The 20,965-nt window shown below is 69.4% G+C and carries 16 protein-coding genes and 2 pseudogenes; 10 read left to right on the forward strand and 8 right to left on the reverse strand.

From position 1 onward, the window contains the following. Positions 1-141: 141 nt before the first annotated feature. Both ACZ6TU_RS08545 and ACZ6TU_RS08550 read right to left on the reverse strand, forming a co-directional pair. Positions 142-762, reverse strand: coding sequence for a DUF305 domain-containing protein (locus ACZ6TU_RS08545; RefSeq protein WP_467680812.1), 621 nt, complete (start codon positions 760-762; stop codon positions 142-144). Then, complete coding sequence (locus tag ACZ6TU_RS08550; protein ID WP_467680814.1) at positions 759-1,427, reverse strand: DUF3105 domain-containing protein; 669 nt, start codon at positions 1,425-1,427, stop codon at positions 759-761. Before ACZ6TU_RS08550 ends, ACZ6TU_RS08545 begins: the two co-directional genes overlap by 4 nt. Positions 1,428-1,623: 196 nt before the next feature. Between ACZ6TU_RS08550 and ACZ6TU_RS08555 the strand changes: the two genes are divergently transcribed. After that, the gene (locus tag ACZ6TU_RS08555; protein ID WP_467680816.1) at positions 1,624-2,070 is read left to right on the forward strand and encodes an RrF2 family transcriptional regulator; all 447 of its coding nucleotides are present in this window, start codon (positions 1,624-1,626) and stop codon (positions 2,068-2,070) included. Between the two features lie 10 nt (positions 2,071-2,080). Here ACZ6TU_RS08555 and ACZ6TU_RS08560 read toward each other — a convergent pair whose 3' ends face one another. After that, positions 2,081-3,268: a globin domain-containing protein gene (locus tag ACZ6TU_RS08560; RefSeq protein ID WP_469547496.1), complete on the reverse strand. Its 1,188-nt coding sequence runs from the start codon at positions 3,266-3,268 to the stop codon at positions 2,081-2,083. 295 nt (positions 3,269-3,563) lie between these two features. Here ACZ6TU_RS08560 and glnA point away from each other — a divergent pair, with 295 nt between their 5' ends. Continuing rightward, the gene (gene glnA, locus ACZ6TU_RS08565) at positions 3,564-4,925 is read left to right on the forward strand and encodes a type I glutamate--ammonia ligase (protein WP_466204223.1); all 1,362 of its coding nucleotides are present in this window, start codon (positions 3,564-3,566) and stop codon (positions 4,923-4,925) included. An 84-nt stretch (positions 4,926-5,009) separates the two neighbouring features. Here the strand turns inward: glnA and ACZ6TU_RS08570 are convergent, their stop codons facing one another. After that, positions 5,010-5,456: a VOC family protein gene (locus ACZ6TU_RS08570; protein WP_467680819.1), complete on the reverse strand. Its 447-nt coding sequence runs from the start codon at positions 5,454-5,456 to the stop codon at positions 5,010-5,012. A 153-nt stretch (positions 5,457-5,609) separates the two neighbouring features. Continuing rightward, a pseudogene (gene tnpA / locus ACZ6TU_RS08575) lies at positions 5,610-5,825 on the reverse strand (IS200/IS605 family transposase); the annotation flags it as partial. A gap of 101 nt (positions 5,826-5,926) precedes the next feature. Between tnpA and ACZ6TU_RS08580 the strand changes: the two are divergent. From ACZ6TU_RS08580 to ACZ6TU_RS08590, 3 genes are all read left to right on the forward strand, one after another. Then, positions 5,927-7,003: an RNA-guided endonuclease InsQ/TnpB family protein gene (locus ACZ6TU_RS08580; RefSeq protein WP_467680821.1), complete on the forward strand. Its 1,077-nt coding sequence runs from the start codon at positions 5,927-5,929 to the stop codon at positions 7,001-7,003. A 335-nt stretch (positions 7,004-7,338) separates the two neighbouring features. Continuing rightward, positions 7,339-10,347, forward strand: a complete 3,009-nt coding sequence (locus ACZ6TU_RS08585) for a bifunctional [glutamine synthetase] adenylyltransferase/[glutamine synthetase]-adenylyl-L-tyrosine phosphorylase (protein ID WP_467680823.1) — start codon at positions 7,339-7,341, stop codon at positions 10,345-10,347. A 127-nt stretch (positions 10,348-10,474) separates the two neighbouring features. Next, positions 10,475-11,239 carry a MerR family transcriptional regulator gene (locus tag ACZ6TU_RS08590; protein ID WP_469547849.1) on the forward strand — a complete coding sequence of 255 codons (765 nt, stop codon included), beginning with the start codon at positions 10,475-10,477 and terminating at the stop codon, positions 11,237-11,239. A gap of 29 nt (positions 11,240-11,268) precedes the next feature. Here ACZ6TU_RS08590 and ACZ6TU_RS08595 read toward each other — a convergent pair. The 3 genes and pseudogenes from ACZ6TU_RS08595 to ACZ6TU_RS08605 all read right to left on the reverse strand — a co-directional run. Further along, positions 11,269-11,639 (reverse strand): annotated as a pseudogene (locus ACZ6TU_RS08595) (transposase); the annotation flags it as partial. 123 nt (positions 11,640-11,762) lie between these two features. Beyond that, positions 11,763-12,641 (reverse strand): phosphatase PAP2 family protein, encoded by an 879-nt coding sequence (locus ACZ6TU_RS08600; RefSeq protein WP_469547500.1) that lies wholly within the window; start codon positions 12,639-12,641, stop codon positions 11,763-11,765. A gap of 93 nt (positions 12,642-12,734) precedes the next feature. Next, positions 12,735-13,769 carry a LacI family DNA-binding transcriptional regulator gene (locus tag ACZ6TU_RS08605; protein WP_469547502.1) on the reverse strand — a complete coding sequence of 345 codons (1,035 nt, stop codon included), beginning with the start codon at positions 13,767-13,769 and terminating at the stop codon, positions 12,735-12,737. A gap of 389 nt (positions 13,770-14,158) precedes the next feature. Here ACZ6TU_RS08605 and ACZ6TU_RS08610 point away from each other — a divergent pair, with 389 nt between their 5' ends. From ACZ6TU_RS08610 to ACZ6TU_RS08630, 5 genes are all read left to right on the forward strand, one after another. Further along, the gene (locus ACZ6TU_RS08610; RefSeq protein ID WP_469547504.1) at positions 14,159-15,427 is read left to right on the forward strand and encodes an extracellular solute-binding protein; all 1,269 of its coding nucleotides are present in this window, start codon (positions 14,159-14,161) and stop codon (positions 15,425-15,427) included. 124 nt (positions 15,428-15,551) lie between these two features. Continuing rightward, a complete protein-coding gene (locus tag ACZ6TU_RS08615; protein WP_467680831.1) occupies positions 15,552-16,556 on the forward strand; it encodes a carbohydrate ABC transporter permease in 1,005 nt (334 codons plus the stop codon). 14 nt (positions 16,557-16,570) lie between these two features. Beyond that, a complete protein-coding gene (locus ACZ6TU_RS08620) occupies positions 16,571-17,479 on the forward strand; it encodes a sugar ABC transporter permease (protein WP_469547506.1) in 909 nt (302 codons plus the stop codon). A gap of 209 nt (positions 17,480-17,688) precedes the next feature. Continuing rightward, positions 17,689-19,377 (forward strand): glycoside hydrolase family 13 protein, encoded by a 1,689-nt coding sequence (locus ACZ6TU_RS08625; protein WP_467680913.1) that lies wholly within the window; start codon positions 17,689-17,691, stop codon positions 19,375-19,377. Between the two features lie 119 nt (positions 19,378-19,496). Continuing rightward, a complete protein-coding gene (locus tag ACZ6TU_RS08630; protein WP_469547508.1) occupies positions 19,497-20,870 on the forward strand; it encodes an alpha-amylase in 1,374 nt (457 codons plus the stop codon). Positions 20,871-20,965 lie beyond the last annotated feature (95 nt).

Genomic DNA, 20,965 nt, shown 5'->3' on the forward strand with positions numbered 1-20,965 from the left:
CGGTCGCCACTCTCGCGACGAACCGTTCATGCCAGGGGAATGCGCACCCCAAGAAGCGCTCTACGGAGGCCAAGAAGAGCCCAAGAAGCCGCAACGCAAGGCGATTTGTGGCTTACGCCCCAGGAGTTGAGGTTTTTCACCCTACGAGCGCGGCGCGGCGCCCCGCTCCTTCAGCATGTCCGCCATCAGGCCGATCTCCGACTGCTGTGCGTCCACCATGCCCTGCGCGAGCCGCTTCTCCACGCCCACCGTGCACGTGTCGACGCAGCCCTCGGCCATGTGGACGCCGCCCTTGTGATGGTCCGTCATCAGCTGGAGGTAGAAGACCTCCGCCTGCTTCCCGCTGAGTTCGCCGAGCTTCTTCAGCTCCGTGTTGGTCGCCATGCCCGGCATCAGCGCGCCGTCCTTGCCGGAGGCCGTGTCACCCATGTCCATCCAGGTCATCGGCGGCTCCGAGGACACCTTGGGCAGCCCCCACAGGTCGAGCCAGCCGAGCATCATGCCGCGCTGGTTGGCCTGCGTCTGCGCGATGTCGTACGCGAGGCGCCGCACCTCCTCGTTCTTCGTGCGGTCGCGCACGATGTACGACATCTCCACGGCCTGCTGGTGGTGCACCGCCATGTCGCGCGCGAACCCGGCGTCCGCGGACTCGGCGGAGGGGGTCCGGCCGCTGCCGTCGTCCCCGGCGACGGCGTAGGTGATGGCACCGGCCGCGACGAGCGCCGTCACCGCGGCCCCCGCGATCAGACCGGCCTGCCTCACTGCGACAGCCCGTTCGTGCAGGCTGCGCCCGGCTCGGGCGTCTGCTTGCCCTGGACGAACCTCTCGAAGAAGGTGTCGACGTTCGGGTCGCTCGCGCCCGTCACCGTGCGCTGGTGACCCCACGCCGAGAGCATGATCGGGTCCTTCTGGTCGTCCATCGGGCTCATCAGCGTGTACGGCGTCTTCTTCACCTTCGCCGCGAGCGCGTCGACGTCGGCCTTCTTCGCGTCGGCGTTGTACGTCACCCACACCGCGCCGTGCTCCAGCGAGTGCACGGCGTTGGTGTTGTCGATCTCCTTGGTGTAGACGTCGCCGTTGCAGTTCATCCAGGCCTGGTTGTGGTCACCGCCGACCGGCGGCACGGAGGCGTACTTCACCGCCTTGGTGACGTGGTTGCGGGCCAGCTTGCCTTCCCAGGTCTTCACGCCGTCCTTGTCCGTGACGAACTTCCCCTTGGCCGAGGAGTCGCTCGCCGCGGTGTCGCTGCCGCCGTCGTCGGACTGGGACCGCACGAGCACGACACCGCCGGCGACGAGACCGCAGACGATCACGACACTGGCCGCGATGGTGAGGATCCGGTTGCGGCGCTCACGGGCCTGCTCGGCGCGCCGCATCTCCTCTATCCGCGCCTTGCGGTCCGTGTTGCTCTTCTTGGCGGAGCCCATGAGGTGTCCTTCGTGGGGAAAGTGGGACGGTCGGGTGAGCTGATCGTAATGGGGGAGACCGGGCCCCCCGTAGAGCGGCCGCAGGAAATGGGCTGAATCGATACGGCACCGACAGGTGCCCGACAGCTTCCCCGGCCTGTTCGAACCTGAGACCGGATTATTTGAACCTGAGATTCCGATTACTTACGCTTCGGGCATGCGGCTGCTGCGCTCCACCGACCTGGCCCTGCGGGTCCTGATGCGGCTCGCCGTCGCCGGCGAGTCGAGTCCGACGACCCGGGACGTCGCCGCCGGCATGGACGTGCCGTACACGCACCTGGCGAAGGTCGTCGCCGAGCTCCAGCACATGGGCCTGCTGGCCGCCCGTCGCGGCCGCGGCGGCGGCCTCACGCTCACCGAGCAGGGCCGCACGGCGTCGGTGGGCGCCGTGGTGCGCGCCTTCGAGGGCGACGGCGACGTCGTCGACTGCGAGGGCCCCACCCCCTGCCCCCTGAACTCCGCCTGCCGCCTGCGCGGCGCCCTGCGCCGGGCCCAGGAGGCGTTCTTCGCCTCCCTGGACCCGATCACGGTGGCGGACATCGTGGCGGAACCGACAGGGGCGCTGCTGCTGGGGATCTCGCGGGGACCCTCCGGGCCTGTCTGACGGATCCCCGCTACGCCTGCCCCGCCAGCCACAGGTCCGGCCCGAACACCTCGTAGTGGACGTCGGCCGGTGCCACGCCCTTGTCGATCAGCTGGGCCCGTACCGCCCGCATGAAGGGCAGCGGCCCGCACAGGTACGCGCGCGTGCCCGGCTCGACCGGGACGTCGGCGAGGTCGACCAGGCCGGACCGGGTGCCCGCCGGGGCGTCCTGCTCGTACCAGAGGTGGACGGCCGCGTCGGGCAGTTTGGCGGCGCAGGCCTCGTGGTCGGCGCGCAGGGCGTGGGTGGCGGGTGAGCGGTCGCCGTGTACGACGGTGACGGGGGCGCGGTGCCCCGAGCCGGCGAGGTGGGCCAGCATCGCGGTCATGGGGGTCACGCCGATGCCCGCCGAGGCCAGCAGCAGCGGAGCGTCGGGTCCGGCGTCCAGGACGAGGTCGCCGTAGGGCTCGGACAGCTCCAGGACGTCACCCACCGCCACATGCGCGTGGAGATGGTTCGAGACCTCGCCGTCGGGGGTGCCGTCGCCGTGCACGCGCTTCACGCTGATCTGCCGGAGGTCCGGGGCGGGCGCCCCGGAGAGGCTGTACTGCCGTATCTGCCGGGCGCCGTCCGGGAGGACGACGCGGACGGAGACGTACTGGCCCGCGAGGAAGGCCCGCACCGGACCGCCGTCGGCGGGCCGCAACCGGAACGTGGCGACATCGGCGGTCTCGGCGACGCGCTCGACGACCTCCCAGGCCCGCCAGGCGTGCCCGCCCCGCTCCTCCCGGAGCCGCTTCTCGACGGCGATGAGGGCGTTCGCCATCAGCCAGTAGACCTCGTCCCAGGCGGCGGCGACCTCGGGCGTGACGGCGTCCCCGAGCACGTCGGCGATGGCGGCGAACAGGTGCTCGTGGACGATGTCGTACTGCTCGGCCGTGATGCCGAGGGAGGCGTGCTTGTGGGCGATGCGGTGCAGCATCGCGTCCGGCCGCTGCTCCGGGTGGTCCAGCAGATGCGTCGCGAAGGCGGCGACGGAACCGGCGAGCGCCTGCCGCTGGGTGCCGGCGGCCTGGTTGCCCCGGTTGAACAGGTCGTTCAGCAGCTCGGGGTGGGCCGCGAACAGCCCGGCGTAGAAGCGCTCGGTGATCGTGTCGAGGGCCGCGCCGACGGCGGGGAGGGTGGCGCGGACGGTGACGGCGGACTGCTCGGACAGCATCGGGACTCCTCAGGACTCGACTGCCGCGCACGGTATTTAAAGTTGCATCTGAAATGCAAATTAAGTGTGTGGGGCAGCGGACCGGACCGGCCGTTACGGATGTCGATGCGAGCAGGCACTATGGGCGGAAGAGCAGTACACCTGCCGTACGCGAGGCGTTCTGCCCCGGGCAGCCCGGGCGATCATGGTCCGCAACGCGTACGAAATGCTCGTGTGGTGGGATGCTCAGGTGCCCGACCGCCTCCCGTGGTACGGAAGACAGGCGGCCTGACCAGCAAGGATGGGGAAGCGGAAGATGGACAAGCAGCAGGAGTTCGTGCTCCGGACGTTGGAGGAGCGTGACATCCGGTTCGTACGCCTGTGGTTCACGGACGTGCTGGGCTTCCTCAAGTCCGTCGCCGTGGCCCCGGCCGAACTGGAACAGGCCTTCGACGAGGGCATCGGCTTCGACGGCTCCGCCATCGAGGGCTTCGCCCGCGTCTACGAGTCCGACATGATCGCCAAGCCGGACCCGTCGACCTTCCAGATCCTGCCCTGGCGCGCGGAGGCCCCGGGCACGGCCCGGATGTTCTGCGACATCCTCATGCCGGACGGCTCCCCGTCCTTCGCCGACCCGCGCTACGTGCTCAAGCGCGCCCTGGCCCGCACCTCCGACCTGGGCTTCACCTTCTACACCCACCCGGAGATCGAGTTCTTCCTGCTGAAGGACCGGCCGCTGGACGGCAGCCGTCCGACGCCCGCCGACAACTCCGGCTACTTCGACCACACCCCGACCAACGTCGGCATGGACTTCCGCCGCCAGGCGATCACCATGCTGGAGTCGATGGGCATCTCGGTCGAGTTCTCCCACCACGAGGGCGCGCCCGGCCAGCAGGAGATCGACCTGCGGTACGCAGACGCGCTCTCCACGGCCGACAACGTCATGACGTTCCGCCTGGTCATGAAGCAGGTGGCGCTTGAGCAGGGCGTCCAGGCGACGTTCATGCCGAAGCCGTTCTCCGAGCACCCCGGCAGCGGCATGCACACGCACCTGTCGCTCTTCGAGGGCGACCGCAACGCCTTTTACGAGTCGGGCTCGGAGTACCAGCTGTCGAAGGTGGGCCGCTCCTTCATCGCGGGCCTGCTGCGGCACGCGGCGGAGATCTCCGCCGTCACCAACCAGTGGGTCAACTCCTACAAGCGCATCTGGGGCGGCGCGGAGCGCACGGCGGGCGCGGGCGGCGAGGCCCCGTCGTACATCTGCTGGGGCCACAACAACCGCTCGGCGCTGGTCCGCGTCCCGATGTACAAGCCCGGCAAGACGGGCTCGGCCCGGGTCGAGGTCCGCTCCCTGGACTCCGGCGCGAACCCCTACCTGTCCTACGCCGTCCTCCTCGCCGCCGGCCTGAAGGGCATCGAGGAGGGCTACGAGCTCCCGCCGGGCGCCGAGGACGACGTCTGGGCCCTCTCCGACGCGGAGCGCCGCGCGATGGGCATCGAGCCGCTCCCGCAGAACCTCGGCGAGGCCCTGACCCTGATGGAACGCAGCGACCTGGTCGCCGAGACCCTCGGCGAGCACGTCTTCGACTTCTTCCTGCGCAACAAGCGGCAGGAGTGGGAGGAGTACCGCAGCGAGGTCACGGCGTTCGAGCTGCGGAAGAACCTTCCGGCGCTGTAAGGGCACGGGGGTTTCCGCCGGAGCGACACGCAGGGCCGACGGGGAGGACGCCGTCGGCCCCGTCCCGGGCGAAGCCCGGCGGGGTCACCCCCTCTGCCGCTTCAGGTCCGCCAGCAACTGGTGCAGCGGCTCCGTAGCCCGGCGGCGGTACTCCTGGATCGCCCAGCCGTTGCCGTCCGGGTCCTGGAAGTGCATGAACGTCGCGCCGTCGTCGGGGGCGTACTGGACCGGCTCGGAGACGTCGAGACCGCGTTCGACTAGTTCCGCGTGGGCCGCCTTGATGTCGGCGACGCACAGTTGCAGGCCCTGGTAGGAGCCGGGGGCCGGGGTGGGGCCGGGGGTCATCTCCCAGATCGAATCGCCGAGGGCGATCGAGCAGCCGGAGCCGGGAGGCGTCAGCTGGACGATCCGCATCCCGGGCATGACCTCCTGGTCGATGTCCACGTGGAAGCCGACCTTGTCCCGGTAGAAGTCCCGGGCACGGTCGATGTCGGTCACCGGCAGCGGAATGACTTCGAGTGTGAAGTCCATGGCGTGACTCCTTTGTCAGGCATCGGTGAACCGCCACCTCGTCTGGCTGAACGGATCCACCTTACCGGCGATCTTGCGTGAGAGCCCGGCGTTGACGCCGGGGGACGAAACGCATCTCGGGACTGCTCTGACGGGCACCTTGGAACGGACGTTTTGCTGCTCGATGTAGTGGCGGACGATTGCCGGCGGTGCTCCGCCGCAGGATGCGGAGAAGTACGAGGGCGACCACAGGTGTCCGTGCATGATGGCGGGGTTGATCCGGCGGGCGGAGACGCCTTTGAGGCTGTTGACCAGTTTCGAGACGGCGAGCTTCGGTGGGTCGTGTACCAACAGGTGAACATGATTGTGTTCGCCGCTGAACTCCTTCAGTCCACCGAAGTCCTCGAACGCAGTTGCTTACATCGTGAGCAATTCCGGTTGGATGTGATCTTTCGCAGCGAGCGGCCACGGAGCGTCCATACGGTGCCCGTGTGGTGTGGAACGACTGTCTGCGCGACCGGAAGGAAGCGCACGCGGCGGGGCTGCCGTATGTGAAGTCGGCTGAGTTGTCCCGGCTGGGCATCACCCAGGCCAAGCGCACCGAGGAGCGCGCCTGGCTCGCCGATGTGTCAGCAGTCGTCCTGCAGCAGTCCCTGCGGGACCTGGACACCGCCTACAAGAACTTCTTCGACTCAGCCAAGGGCAAGCGGCAGGGCCGGAAAGTGGGGCCGCCCCGGTACAAGTCGAAGAAGGACACCCGGCAGTCGATCCGCCTCACCACCAACGCCTTCGCCCTCCAGAACAATGGCACGGTGTCCGTGGCCAGGGTCGGCAACCTCAACGTCAAGTGGTCCCGTCGGCTGCCGGCGTCCGACGGCCGGAAGATCGACAGCCCCCGCTTCCTGCGCCGGGCGGAGAAGAAACTCAAGCGCCTTCAGCGGGAGCTGTCCCGTAAGGCCAAGGGATCGAAGAACCGGGCCAAGGCCCGCCCCAAGGTCGCACGCCAGCACGCCAAGGTGGCCGACCGGCGCCGGGACTTCCACCACAAGGCATCCACACAGATCATTCGCGACAACCAAGCGGTGTACGTGGAAGACCTCGCGGTGTCCGGCCTCGGCCGCACACGGCTCGCCAAGTCCGTGCACGACGCGGGCTGGTCCTCGTTCGTCGGCATGCTGGAGTACAAGGCGGCTCTGCACGGTCGTACCTTCGCCAAGGTGGACCGCGCTTTCCCGTCCACGCAGGTCTGCTCGGCCTGCGGATTCCGGGACGGCCCCAAGCCCCTGCACGTCCGGCAGTGGACGTGCGACGGATGCGGCACCGTGCACGACCGCGACCACAACGCAGCCCGCAACGTCCTCTTCGAAGGACGCCGTATCGTCGCCGCCGGACGGGCGGAGACACTAAACGCCTCGTGGAGCGCAGGTAAGACCAGGACGAAAGTCCCGGCACAGCGCGGTGAAGCAGGAAGCCTTCGGAAGGGTCAGACGACCCAGACCGGAATCCCAGGACTTCATGCCAGGGAGCACGTCAACGAAGCCGAAAACGTGTGCGGCGTCACCGCGTAGACGGCGGTGTGTCCACGCAACCGCACCGCCTGCCGATCCCGGACTCCACGGCACGGATCATCATCAAGCAGACGGGCATGGCGGTCCCCCCTTGTGCCCTTGAAGCAATGGGGGAGTGCTGGCCCCCGCCCGGCCGCACCGTCGTGATCCAAAACAGCTCCGGCTGCCGTGAACCGCACTCCGCCGTCGGCAGCCGCGACGGAGCACCCCACAGGGGAGACCGACCCCGTCCGCCTGACGAACTCATCGGGGCCTCCACCGACGTCTGCGGCTACGCTCAAAGACGTACGACCTTGATCCGAAGAACATCCGAGGCAAGTCCGAGGGAGGCCGGAATGACGGCGGCGCCGGGGCGCAGGAGCAGTACCTTCACGCGGCTGCTGCGGCACGGCTTCACCGACGCCTCCGCCGCCGAGCGGCTCCTGGACAGCGCCGAGCTCGTGCCACTGCGCGACGACCCGGTGCTGCTGGACGCGCTGGGCGCGACCGCCGACCCCGACCTCGCGCTGCTCGGGCTGGTCCGGCTGCTGGAGGCCCAGCCCGAGCACGGCGCCCGCCGGGAGCTGCTCGACACGCTGATCTCGTCCAAGCCGCTGCGCGACCGGCTGCTCGGTGTGCTCGGTGCCTCCACCGCCCTCGCCGACCACCTCACCCGGCACCCGGACGACTGGCAGGCGCTCGTCATGTACGAGGCGTACGACCTGCACCCGGGGGTGGAGGAGTTCGAGGCCGGTCTCGCGGAGGCCACCGACGCCGTCTCCCTGCGCGTCGCCTACCGGCGCTGCCTGCTGTCCATCGCCGCCCGGGACGTGTGCGGCACCACCGGTGTCGCCGAGTCCGCCGCCGAGCTCGCCGACCTGGCCACCGCCACCCTGCGTGCCGCCCTCCGCATCGCCGGGGCTGCCGCGCCGGAGGACGTCGCCCTGTGCCGGCTCGCGGTCATCGCGATGGGCAAGTGCGGCGGCCACGAGCTGAACTACGTCTCCGACGTGGACGTCATCTTCGTCGGGGAGGCCGTCGAGGGCGCCGACGAGACCAAGGCCGTCCGGGCCGCGACCCGGCTCGCCTCGCACATGATGCGGATCTGTTCGGAGACGACAGTCGAGGGGTCCATCTGGCCGGTGGACGCCAACCTCCGGCCCGAGGGCAGAAACGGTCCGCTCGTGCGGACCCTCTCCAGCCACCTCGCCTACTACCAGCGCTGGGCCAAGACCTGGGAGTTCCAGGCGCTGCTCAAGGCCCGCCCCGTGGCCGGCGACCTCGGCCTCGGCGAGGAGTACGTCGCCGCCGTCCAGCCGCTGGTGTGGAAGGCCGCCGAGCGCGAGAACTTCGTCCCCGACGTGCAGAAGATGCGCCGCCGGGTCGTGGAGAACATCCCCGTCGCCGAGGTCGACCGCCAGCTGAAGCTGGGCCCGGGCGGCCTCAGGGACGTCGAGTTCGCCGTGCAGCTGCTCCAGCTGGTGCACGGCCGGACCGACACCTCGCTGCGCAGCGGCACCACCCTCGACGCGCTGAAGGCCCTCGCCGCCGGCGGGTACGTCGGCCGGGCCGACGCCGCCCAGCTCGACGAGGCCTATCGCTTCCTGCGCTCCATGGAGCACCGGATCCAGCTGTTCCGGCTGCGGCGCACCCACCTCGTGCCCGAGGACGAGGCCGAGCTGCGCCGCATCGGCCGCTCCCTCGGGCTGCGCACCGACCCGGTCGCCGACCTGCACCGCGAGTGGAAACGGCACGCCACCGTCGTACGGCGTCTGCACGAGAAGCTGTTCTACCGGCCGCTGCTCGACGCGGTCGCCCAACTCGCCACCGGCGAAGCCCGGTTGAGTGCCGAGGCGGCCCGGGAGCGGATGGTCGCCCTCGGATACGCCGACCCGGCCTCCGCCCTGCGCCACCTGGAGGCACTGGCGTCCGGCGTCACCCGCAAGGCCGCCATCCAACGCACCCTGCTGCCCGTGCTGCTGGGCTGGTTCGCCGACTCGGCCGACCCGGACGCGGGTCTGCTCAACTTCCGCAAGGTGTCGGACGCGCTCGGCAAGACCCCCTGGTACCTGCGGCTGCTGCGGGACGAGGGCGCCGCCGCGCAGAACCTCGCCCGTGTGCTGTCCGCCGGCCGGCTCGCCCCCGACCTGCTGATGCGCGCCCCGGAGGCGGTGGCGCTGCTCGGCGACGGGGACGGCGGCGGTCTGGAACCGCGCTCCCACGCCCATCTGGAGCAGGAGATACTCGCCGCGGTGAAACGGGCCGATGGTGCCGCCCAGGCGGTCACGGCCGCCCGCGGTGTGCGCCGCCGCGAGCTCTTCCGCACGGCCGCCGCCGACATCGTCGGCTCCTACGGCACCGAGGAACAGGCCGCCGAGGCCGACCAGGGCGCCCTGGTGGACCGGGTCGGCGGCGCGGTGTCGGACCTGACGGCCGCGACGCTCGCAGGCACGCTCCGGGCCGTGGTGCGGGAGGGCTGGGGGGACAGCCTGCCCACCAGGTTCGCGATCATCGGCATGGGCCGCTTCGGCGGCCACGAACTGGGCTACGGCTCCGACGCCGACGTGCTGTTCGTGCACGAGCCGCGCGACGGCGTCGACGAGCGGGAGGCCGGGCAGGCCGCCAGCAAGGTCGTCTCCGAGATGCGCCGGCTGCTCCAGATCCCCAGCGCCGACCCGCCCCTCCTCATCGACGCCGACCTGCGTCCGGAGGGCAAGTCCGGCCCGCTCGTGCGGACCCTCACGTCGTACGCGGCCTACTACCGCCGGTGGTCCCTGACATGGGAGTCGCACGCGCTGCTGCGGGCCGAACACGTCGCTGGGGACGAGGACCTGGGCCGCCGGTTCATCGAGCTGATCGACCCGCTGCGCTACCCGGCGGACGGGCTCGCCGACGAGGCCGTGCGCGAGATCCGGCGGCTGAAGGCCCGTATGGAGTCCGAGCGGCTGCCGCGGGGGGCCGACCCCAAACTGCACGCCAAGCTGGGCCCGGGCGGTCTGTCCGACGTGGAGTGGACGGTGCAGCTGATGCAACTGCGGCACGGCGCGGCCGAGCCGGGCCTGCGCACGACCCGGACGCGAGAGGCCCTGGCCGCCGCCCGTACGGCCGGTCTCATCACGGAAGAGGACGCGGCCATACTGGACGAGGCCTGGGTACTCGCGACCCGCGTCCGCAACGCGGTCATGCTGGTACGCGGCCGGGCCGGCGACACGTTCCCCACGGAGCCGCGTGAACTCGCCGCCGTGGGCCGCTACCTGGGCTACGGACCCGGCCATGCCGGCGACATGCTCGACGCGTACCGGCGGACGGCACGCCGGGCCCGGGCCGTGGTGGACGAGCTGTTCTACGGAGTGGCGGAGCGCTAGGGCCTGTCCGACGGGTCAGGCCCTGGTGCCTGTCCAACAGGGCTTCGGGCTTGCGCTTTCCGTTGCGGCAACTTCTACCGTCATGTGTGTGGCCGGAGAGACCGGCCCGGCGAGGGAGGCACCGGCAATGGCCTGGTCGATCGCGGAGGTGGCGCGGATGTCCAAGGTGACATCGCGGACGCTGCGGCATTACGACGAGATCGGCCTGCTGCCGCCCGCATGGATCGGGAGCAACGGGCACCGCTACTACGAGGAGGCCGATCTGCTGCGGTTGCAGCAGATCCTGCTGATGCGGGAGCTGGGCCTGGGGCTGCGCGAGATCCAGGCGGTCCTGGACAGCCAGCTCGACCAGGTGGCCGTGCTCCGTGAGCACCACCAACGGCTGCTCGCGGAACGGGACCGGCTGGAGACGCTGGCCCGTACGGTCGGCCGCACCATCGCCGAACTGGAAGAAGGTGAGGGCAAGGGCCATATGACGAAGATCAACAAGCCGGAGAACCTGTTCGAGGGGTTCCAGGCTCCCCCCGAGGCCGAGGCCGAGGTACGGGAGCGGTGGCCGCAGGCGTGGGAGCAGTCCCAGCAGGCCGTCGAGGCGATGACCTCCGAGGACATGGAGCGCTGGCAGCGTGAGGTGACGGCGCAGATGATCCGTATGGCGGAGTTCATGGTGGCCGGCACGCCGGTGTCCGACCCTGCGGTACAGGCCGAGGTGGACGCCAACTACCAGGGCATCTGCCGGTTCTGGACCCCGTCCGCGGCCGCGTACAAGGGAGTGGGCCAGACCTATGTCGACGACCCACAGATGCGGGCCAACTTCGACAAGATCGCCGACGGTCTCGCCGTCTACCAGCGCGATGCGATGATTGTGTACGCCGATGCCCGGCTGAGCTGACCGCACGCGCCCAAGGGCTGTTCGGCGGGTCATGAGCGCAGCCAGAGGCGAATGGCTGCGACGGTCACGGTGCCGTGGAAGATGTATGCCCCCTTGTCGAATCGGGTGGCGACGGCACGGAAGCCCTTGAGGGCGTTCCTCGGTTCGGGGATGGTGTGCTTGATCCGGCGCCGGCGCAGATACCGGCGGTTACGACGGGATGAGTACGCCTTATCGTCGCTGAGGTGATCAGGCCGGGTGCGCGGGTGACCGCCACCCGGCCGTCGTACGCGAACGCGCTCGAGGACCGGGATCGACTGAGGTGCGTCGCCCCACTGCCCTGGCGTGATCAGCACCGCCAGGGCCGACAGCCGCCGTCTCCGGCGAGATGAAGTTTCGTGGTCAGACCTCCCCTGGCCCTACGGACTGGCGAGGTGACGGAGGCACCGGTGCGACTGACGGTGACCGGGGGGTACGTGGTGTATCGGGGGCAGTGAGGCACGGGCGGCTTCAGCCGGTTGGGCACCGCCGCGGCCGGAGGGGGTCAGGCCTTGGTGGAGGCCACCGGTACGCGCGGGCTCCGCGACGCGCCGGCGTCCCGCCTCGGCACGCCCTGCGGCAGTGCGTACGGCTGCCTCCCGTACCACACCCCGGCCACAGCGAACCCGAAGGCCAGGCAGAGCACACCACCGACGGCATCCAGCCAGAAGTGGTTCGCCGTGGCGACGATGACCACCAGCGTCAGCGCCGGGTACAGCAGGCCCAGCACCCGTGCCCAGGGGATCTTCGCCAGGGCGAAGATCGTCAGGCCGCACCACACGGACCAGCCGATGTGCATCGAGGGCATCGCGGCGTACTGGTTGGACATGTGTTTCAGGTCGCCGGACGCCATCGATCCCCAGGTCTGGTGGACCATGACGGTGTCGACGAAATCGCCGCCGTTCATCAGCCGCGGGGGCGCCAGCGGATACAGGTAATAACCGGCCAGAGCGACGGCGGTCGTCGCGAACAGCGCCAGGCGGGTCGCCGCGTACCGGCCGGGATGGCGACGGTACAGCCACACGAGCACACCCAGAGTCACCACGAAGTGCAGCGTCGCGTAGTAGTAGTTCATGCCGATGATCAGCCAAGTCACCGAGTTCACGGCGTGGTTCACCGACTCCTCGACGGCGATGCCCAGCTGGTGCTCGGCCTGCCAGATCCAGTCGGCGTTGCGCAGTGCCTCGGCCTTCTGCTCGGGCACGGCGTTCCGGACGAGTGAGTACGTCCAGTAACTCACCGCGATCAGCAGGATCTCGAACCAGAACCGGGGCCGGCGGGGGGTGCGCAGCCGGGGGAGGAGACTCTTCCCCGGATCGGCCGCGACGAGGTCCGGAACGGCCGCTTCCCGGTCGTCCAGCGTCGTCACGGTCGTGTCACCCATAGGCACAAAGTCTGCCAGAAAAGTCCTGTCCCCCCGATCATCCTCCGCTCTGGTGCGGACCGCATGTTCTGCGGCGAAATCCAGCCGCGGAACTCAGGGGCGAGCGCGGTCCTCGGGTGCCGAAGCGGTCGAGCCGCGCACCACCAGTTCCGGCATGAACACGAACTCGCTGTGGGGTGCGGGCGTCCCGCCGATCTCCTCCAGCAGCGTGCGGACCGCCGCCTGGCCCATCGCCGGGACCGGCTTGCGGATCGTGGTCAGCGGCGGGTCGGTGAAGGCGATCAGCGGAGAGTCGTCGAAGCCGACCACGGAGACGTCCGTCGGAACCTCCAGGCCGCGCTGCCGCGCCGCCCTGATCGCGCCCAGCGCCATCATGTCGCTGGCGCAGACCACGGCCGTGCAGTTCCGCTCGATCAGCGCCGCGGCCGCGGCCTGCCCGCCCTCCAGGGTGTAGAGGGAGTGCTGGACCAGCTCCGTCTCGACGGTCTCGGCGGCCAGGCCCAACTGGTCCTGCACGGTGCGCACGAACCCCTCGATCTTGCGCTGCACGGGCACGAACCGCTTGGGCCCCAGGGCCAGGCCGATCCGCGTGTGCCCCAGGGACACCAGGTGCGTCACCGCCAGGTTCATCGCGGCGCGGTCGTCGGGTGAGATGAACGGCGCCTGCACCTTCGGAGAGAAGCCGTCGACCAGCACGTACGGCACGCCCTGCGCGCGCAGCCGGTCGTAGCGTTGCATGTCGGCGGTGGTGTCCGCGTGCAGCCCGGAGACGTAGATGATGCCGGCGACCCCGCGGTCCACGAGCATCTCCGTGAGCTCGTCCTCGGTGGAGCCGCCCGGGGTCTGGGTGGCCAGCACCGGCGTGTAGCCCTGCCGGGTCAGCGCCTGGCCGATGACCTGGGTCAGGGCCGGGAAGATCGGGTTCTCCAGCTCCGGGGTGATCAGGCCCACCAGGCCCTCGCTGCGCTGCCGCAGCCGCACCGGGCGTTCGTAGCCCAGCACGTCGAGTGCGGCCAGCACGGACTGGCGGGTGGTGGCGGCGACGCCCGGCTTCCCGTTGAGGACGCGGCTGACGGTCGCTTCGCTCACCCCCGCCTGAGCAGCGATGTCGGCAAGCCGTGTGGTCACAGCACTGGACTGTAGCGGTCGGGGTTCTGCCTGCACACCGACGGGACGCCTGGTGCGGGTCGGCGCACGGCCCGCTGCGGGTTGCTTGGTCATCGCGGTCCCTCGAAGTCGTGGTCGGCGTCCGATCCGCAAGGGATGATTCCTCCGGCGGCAACGGATGGCAAGTGCTTGCAGAGTCTTGCACAGCTGTCCGACTCCCTGCCGAACCCGGAAATCCCGGGTCCACAACGGTCAGGGGAGGTCACGGCGGGATAACCATCCGCACCTCTTGCATCTTTTTGCTGCAAGGTCTTTCGCGACTCCTTCAAGCGCGGCTAATCTCACCGACGCCCGGCGGCCAACGGCGCAGTCGGCAGCACGAAACGGGCTTTCACCCTCAAGGAGAACTCATGCGGCGTGGCATAGCGGCCACAGCGCTGGTGGCGTCCCTCGCCCTGGCGGCGACGGCGTGCGGCGGAAGCGACAGCGGCGGCGAAGCCGACGGTCCGGTCACCATCACCTGGTGGGACACCTCCAACGCCACCAACGAGGCGCCGACGTACCGGGCCCTGGTCAAGGAGTTCGAGGGGGCCAACAAGGACATCAAGGTCAACTACGTCAACGTCCCGTTCGACCAGGCGCAGAACAAGTTCGACACCGCCGCCGGCTCCAAGGGCGCCCCCGACGTGCTGCGTTCCGAGGTCGGCTGGACCCCGGCCTTCGCCAAGAAGGGCTTCTTCCTGCCGCTGGACGGCACCGAGGCCCTCGCCGAGCAGGACAAGTTCCAGCCCAGCCTGATCGAGCAGGCCACGTACGACGGCAAGACCTACGGCGTCCCCTTCATCACGGACACCCTCGCCCTCGTCTACAACAAGGAACTGTTCAAGAAGGCCGGCGTCGAGGCCCCCAAGACCTGGGACGACCTGAAGAAGGCCGCCGCCACCATCAAGGACAAGACCGGCGTCGACGGCTACTGGGGCTCCACCCAGGCCTACTACGCGCAGAGCTTCCTCTACGGCGAGGGCACCGACACCGTCGACGTCGACGCCAAGAAGATCACCGTCACCTCGCCCGAGGCGAAGAAGGCCTACGGCACCTGGCAGAGTCTCTTCGGCGGTAAGGGCCTGCACAAGGCCGACACCACCGCCGACGCCTACGCCCACATCCAGGAGGCGTTCGTCAGCGGCAAGGTCGCCTCGATCGTCCAGGGCCCGTGGGAGATCACCAACTTCTACAAGGGCTCGGCGTTCAAGAACAAGGACAACCTCGGCATCGCCACCGTCCCGGCCGGCTCCACCGGCAAGGCGGGCGCCCCGACCGGCGGCCACAACCTCTCCGTCTACGCCGGCTCCGACCCGGCGCATCAGAAGGCCTCGCTGAAGTTCCTCAACTTCATGACCTCGGCGAAGGCCCAGGAGACCATCGCGCTGAAGAACTCCACGCTCCCCACGCGCGAGGACGCCTACACCGCCGAGGTCAAGGCCGACCCCGGCATCGCCGGCTACCAGGGCGTGCTGTCCTCCGCCCAGCCGCGCCCGGCGCTGCCCGAGTACAGCTCGCTGTGGGGCCCGCTCGACGACGAGCTGATCGAGATCGCGGGCGGCAAGGAGTCCCTGGACGAGGGCCTCGGCGACGCCGAGACCGCCATCACCAAGCTGGTGCCGGACTTCTCCAAGTGACCGCCGCGTGGCCGCCGGATCCCCCGGTCATGGGGGACGGGACCCGGCGGCCACCGGCCTGCGCGTGCGCCCGGGCCTGGGCAGCTCCCCTTGAACTCCTTGGACCTCCAGAAGGTGTCGAACCATGACAGTCGTCATCGACCGAGCGACCGGCAAGCGGCGCGGTGAGCGGGAACCGCGGCCCGGGCCGGCCCAGCGGCTGAAGAACGGCTTCCACAAGCACTGGTACGCCTACGCGATGATCGCGCCGGTGGCGATCGTGCTCGGCGTCCTCGTGCTGTATCCGCTGGCGTACGGCCTGTACCTCACCCTCACCGACGCCACCAGCCTCAACACCGCCCGTACGATCGGCGTCAATCACATCGACGCCACCTACCGGTTCATCGGCCTGGACAACTACGCCGACATCCTGTGGGGCCCGACGGCGTACGACCGCTTCTGGTCGCACGTCCTCTGGACGGTCTTCTGGACGGCGGCCTGTGTCGCCCTGCACTACTGCATCGGTCTCGGCCTCGCCCTGCTGCTCAACCAGAAGCTGCGCGGCCGCACCCTCTACCGGCTGATCCTGGTGCTGCCCTGGGCCGTGCCGACCTTCGTCACCGTGTTCGGCTGGCGGTTCATGCTCGCCGACGGCGGCATCATCAACTCCGGCCTGGACTTCCTGCACCTGCCGACGCCGCTGTGGCTGGAGGACACCTTCTGGCAGCGGTTCGCCGCGATCATGGTCAACACCTGGTGCGGTGTGCCGTTCATGATGGTCTCGCTGCTCGGAGGGCTCCAGTCCATCGACGCGAGCCTGTACGAGGCGTCCGAGATGGACGGGGCGGGCGCCTGGCAGCGGTTCTGGTACGTCACCCTGCCCGGCCTTAGGTCCGTCAGCACCACGGTCGTGCTCCTGGGCGTGATCTGGACCTTCAACCAGTTCGCCATCATCTTCCTGCTGTTCGGCAACACCGCCCCGGACGCCCAGATCCTCGTGACGTGGGCCTACCATCTGGGCTTCGGACAGCAGCCGCGCGACTACGCCCAGTCCGCCGCCTACGGAATCCTCCTCCTGTCCATCCTGATCGTCTTCACCTCCTTCTACCGCCGCTGGCTGAACCGCAACGAGCAGCAGCTCGCGATCTGAGGCAGGAGTTCGAAATGAGTACGACCACCGTCGAGACCTCCGCCGCGGACACCGAGCGGCGACCCGCCGACGTGCCCCGCAAGGGCCGCCGCCGCGGCGAGCACAGCCGCGCGGCCTCCCTCGTCTCGCACGCCATCCTGATCGGCGCGAGCCTGACCGCGCTCTTCCCGATCGCCTGGCTGCTCTTCCTGTCCCTCGGCCCGGACAAGGACGACTACCTCCACCCCGGACGTATCTGGGGCAAGATGACGCTCGACAACTACGCGTTCGTCCTGCAGGACACCAGCTTCTTCGACTGGCTGAAGAGCACGCTGGTCGTGGTGCTGGGCACGACGCTGATCGGCGTCGTCGTCGCCGCGTCCACCGGCTACGCGGTCTCCCGCATGCGGTTCCCCGGCTACCGGAAGCTGATGTGGGTGCTGCTGGTCACCCAGATGTTCCCGATCGCGGTACTGATCGTGCCGATGTACCAGATCCTCTCGGATCTCCAGCTCATCGACAGCTACCTTGGTCTCATCCTTGTCAACTGCACCACGATCGTGCCGTACTGCGCCTGGCTGATGAAGGGCTATTTCGACACCATCCCGTTCGAGATCGACGAGGCCGGGCGCGTCGACGGGCTGACCCCCTTCGGCACCTTCGCGCGGCTGATCCTTCCGCTGGCCAAGCCGGGCCTCGCGGTCGCCGCGTTCTACAGCTTCCTCACGGCCTTCGGTGAGGTGGCGTTCGCTTCCACGTTCCTGCTGAGCGACGACAAGTACACGTTCGCCGTCGGTCTCCAGACGTTCGTGAGCGAGCATGACGCGCAGCGCAATCTCATGGCCGCGACCGCGGTTCTGATCGCCATACCGGCCGCCGCGTTCTTCTATCTCGTGCAGAAGAACCTGGTGACCGGGTTGACCGCCGGCGGCACGAAGGGGTGACCTCCGCGACTCGACCGGCTGCGGCTCTCGTCGTGGCTGGTCGCGCAGTTCCCCGCGCCCCCAGAGGGCGCGGACGTGGCGGCCGCGGTGCCCTCCCCCCAAGCTCTTCGAGCAGGGGGGGACCCCCAGACCCCGCTGTGCCGCGGCCGCCTCTCACCCACCCACCTCACGCTCACATGACCACACCTCTGTTACGCATCAAGGACGACATGAGCCAGCAGCACCCAGCCGCCCCCAACCCCACTTCCCCATCGGCGGTCGCCACCGTCGCCAAGCGTCGCGACTGGTGGCGGGACGCGGTGATCTACCAGGTGTACCCGCGCAGCTTCGCCGACAGCAACGGCGACGGCATGGGCGACCTGGAAGGTGTCCGCACCCGTCTGCCGTATCTGCGCGACCTCGGCGTGGACGCCGTGTGGCTCAGCCCCTTCTACGCCTCGCCGCAGGCCGACGCCGGCTACGACGTCGCCGACTACCGGGCCGTCGATACGATGTTCGGCAATCTCCTGGACGCCGACGCGCTGATCCGCGACGCCCATGAGCTGGGCCTGCGGATCATCGTCGACCTCGTGCCCAACCACTCCTCCGACCAGCACGAGTGGTTCAAGCGGGCCGTCGCCGAGGGCCCGGGCTCCCCGCTGCGGGACCGCTACCACTTCCGCCCCGGCAAGGGGGCATACGGCGAACTGCCGCCCAACGACTGGGAGTCGATCTTCGGCGGCCCGGCCTGGACCCGGGTCACCGAACCCGACGGCACGCCCGGCGAGTGGTACCTGCACCTGTTCGCCCCCGAGCAGCCCGACTTCAACTGGGAGCACCCGGCGGTCGGCGACGAGTTCCGTTCCATCCTGCGCTTCTGGCTGGACATGGGCGTCGACGGCTTCCGGATCGATGTCGCGCACGGTCTGGTGAAGGCGGAGGGGCTGCCCGACCTTGGATCCCATGACCAGGTGAGGCTGCTGGGCAACGATGTCATGCCGTTCTTCGACCAGGAGGGCGTGCACGACATCTACCGGCAGTGGCGGCTGATCCTCGACGAATACTCGGGGGAGCGTATCTTCGTCGCCGAGGCCTGGACACCGACCATCGAGCGCACCGCCCACTACGTCCGCCCGGACGAACTGCACCAGGCGTTCAACTTCCAGTACCTCAGCACCCACTGGGACGCCGCGGAGATGCGCGAGGTCATCGACCGCACGCTGGAGGCCATGCGCCCGGTCGGTGCCCCCGCCACCTGGGTGCTGTCCAACCACGACGTCACCCGGCACGCCACCCGGTTCGCCAACCCGCCCGGCCTCGGCACCCAGATCCGCCTGGCCGGTGACCGGGAACTGGGCCTGCGCAGGGCCCGGGCCGCGACCCTGCTGATGCTCGCGCTGCCCGGCTCGGCCTACCTCTACCAGGGCGAGGAGCTGGGCCTTCCGGACGTCGTGGACCTGCCGGACGAGGTGCGCCAGGACCCGGCGTACTTCCGGGGCGCGGGCCAGGACGGCTTCCGCGACGGGTGCCGGGTGCCGATCCCGTGGACCCGGGCCGGGTCGTCGTACGGCTTCGGCGACGGGGGCAGCTGGCTGCCGCAGCCGGACGGCTGGGGCGAGCTGAGCGTCGAGGCGCAGACCGGCGAGCCGGGCTCGACCCTGGAGCTGTACCGGGCCGCGCTCGCCGTGCGGCGCGAGCAGCCCGACCTCGGCGCCGGCTCCTCCGTGGAGTGGCTGCGGGCGCCCGAGGGCGTGCTCGCCTTCCGGCGCGGGGAGTTCGTGTGCGTCGCGAACACCACCGGCGAGTCGGTGGCGATGCCGGCGTACGGCCGGGTGCTGGTGGCGAGCGGGGAGATCATCGAGGTCGACGACGAGGCGAAGGTGCCCGCCGACACCACGGTGTGGTGGACCACCGTCTGATTTTCCGTTGAATTTCGCACGGCCCGCTGCCCTTTCGGGTGGCGGGCCTTTAACATCTGCGTCACCGCAAGGTTTCTGAACCTTGCAGCAAGAACCTTCAACGAAGAAGGAAGCCCCGCATGGCACGCAGACACCTCTCCGCCGCCGTCGCGCTCGCCGCAACTGCGGTTGTCATGAACCCGACCGGTGCGCAGGCCTCCCCACCTGGCACCAAGGACGTCACCGCCGTCCTCTTCGAGTGGAAGTACGCCTCCGTCGCCCGCGAGTGCGGCACCACCCTCGGGCCCGCCGGATACGGCTACGTCCAGGTCTCCCCGCCCGCCGAGCACATACAGGGCCCGCAGTGGTGGACGTCGTACCAGCCGGTCAGTTACAAGATCGCCGGTCGGCTCGGTGACCGCGCGGCCTTCCAGAGCATGGTGAACACCTGCCACGCGGCCGGTGTGAAGGTCGTCGTCGACACGGTCGTCAACCACATGTCGGCGGGCAGCGGCACCGGTACCGGCGGCTCGTCGTACACGAAGTACGACTACCCCGGCCTGTACTCCTCGTACGACTTCGACGACTGCACCTCCCGGATCAGCGACTACCAGGACCGCTGGAACGTCCAGCGCTGCGAACTGGTGGGCCTCGCCGACCTCGACACCGGAGAGAACTACGTCCGCGGCGCCATCGCCGGGTACATGAACGACCTGCTCTCCCTCGGTGTCGACGGCTTCCGCATCGACGCGGCCAAGCACATGGACGCCGCCGACCTCGCGAACATCAAGTCCCGGCTGAGCAATCCGTCGGTGTACTGGAAGCAGGAGGTCATCTTCGGCGCCGGCGAGGCCGTCCAGCCCACCGAGTACACCGGCAACGGCGACGTCCAGGAGTTCCGCTACGCCTACGACCTCAAGCGGGTCTTCAACAACGAGAACCTCGCCTATCTGAAGAACTATGGCGAGGGCTGGGGCTACATGGGCAGCGGCGTCTCAGGTGTCTTCGTCGACAATCACGACACCGAGCGCAACGGCTCCACCCTGAACTACAAGGACGGTGCCACCTACACGCTGGCCAACGTCTTCATGCTCGCCTGGCGCTACGGCGCGCCCGACATCAACTCCGGCTACGAGTTCACCGACCACGACGCCGGCCCGCCGAACGGCGGTCAGGTGAACGCCTGCTGGCAGGACGGCTGGAAGTGCCAGCACAACTGGCCGGAGATCAGGTCGATGGTCGGCTTCCGCAACGCCACCCGCGGTGAGCCGGTCACCAACTGGTGGGACAACGGCGGCGACGCCATCGCCTTCGGCCGGGGCGGCAAGGGCTTCGTGGCGATCAACCACGAGTCGGGCTCCCTGACCCGGACCTACCAGACCTCGCTGCCGGAGGGGACGTACTGCAACGTGCAGAACAACACCCCGGTGGCGGTGAACTCCGGCGGACAGTTCACTGCCACCCTCGGCGCGAACACGGCCCTCGCCCTGCACGCGGGCAGACCGAACTGCTGAGCGCGAGCGCCCCGATGCGGCGCGTGAGGGATTGACGCTTCCGGAACGCCGCCCTACGTTCCCTCCCCAGTGGCAACTCCCTGAACGCTGTTCAA

The sequence above is a fragment of the Streptomyces sp. NPDC052064 genome (assembly GCF_055585925.1).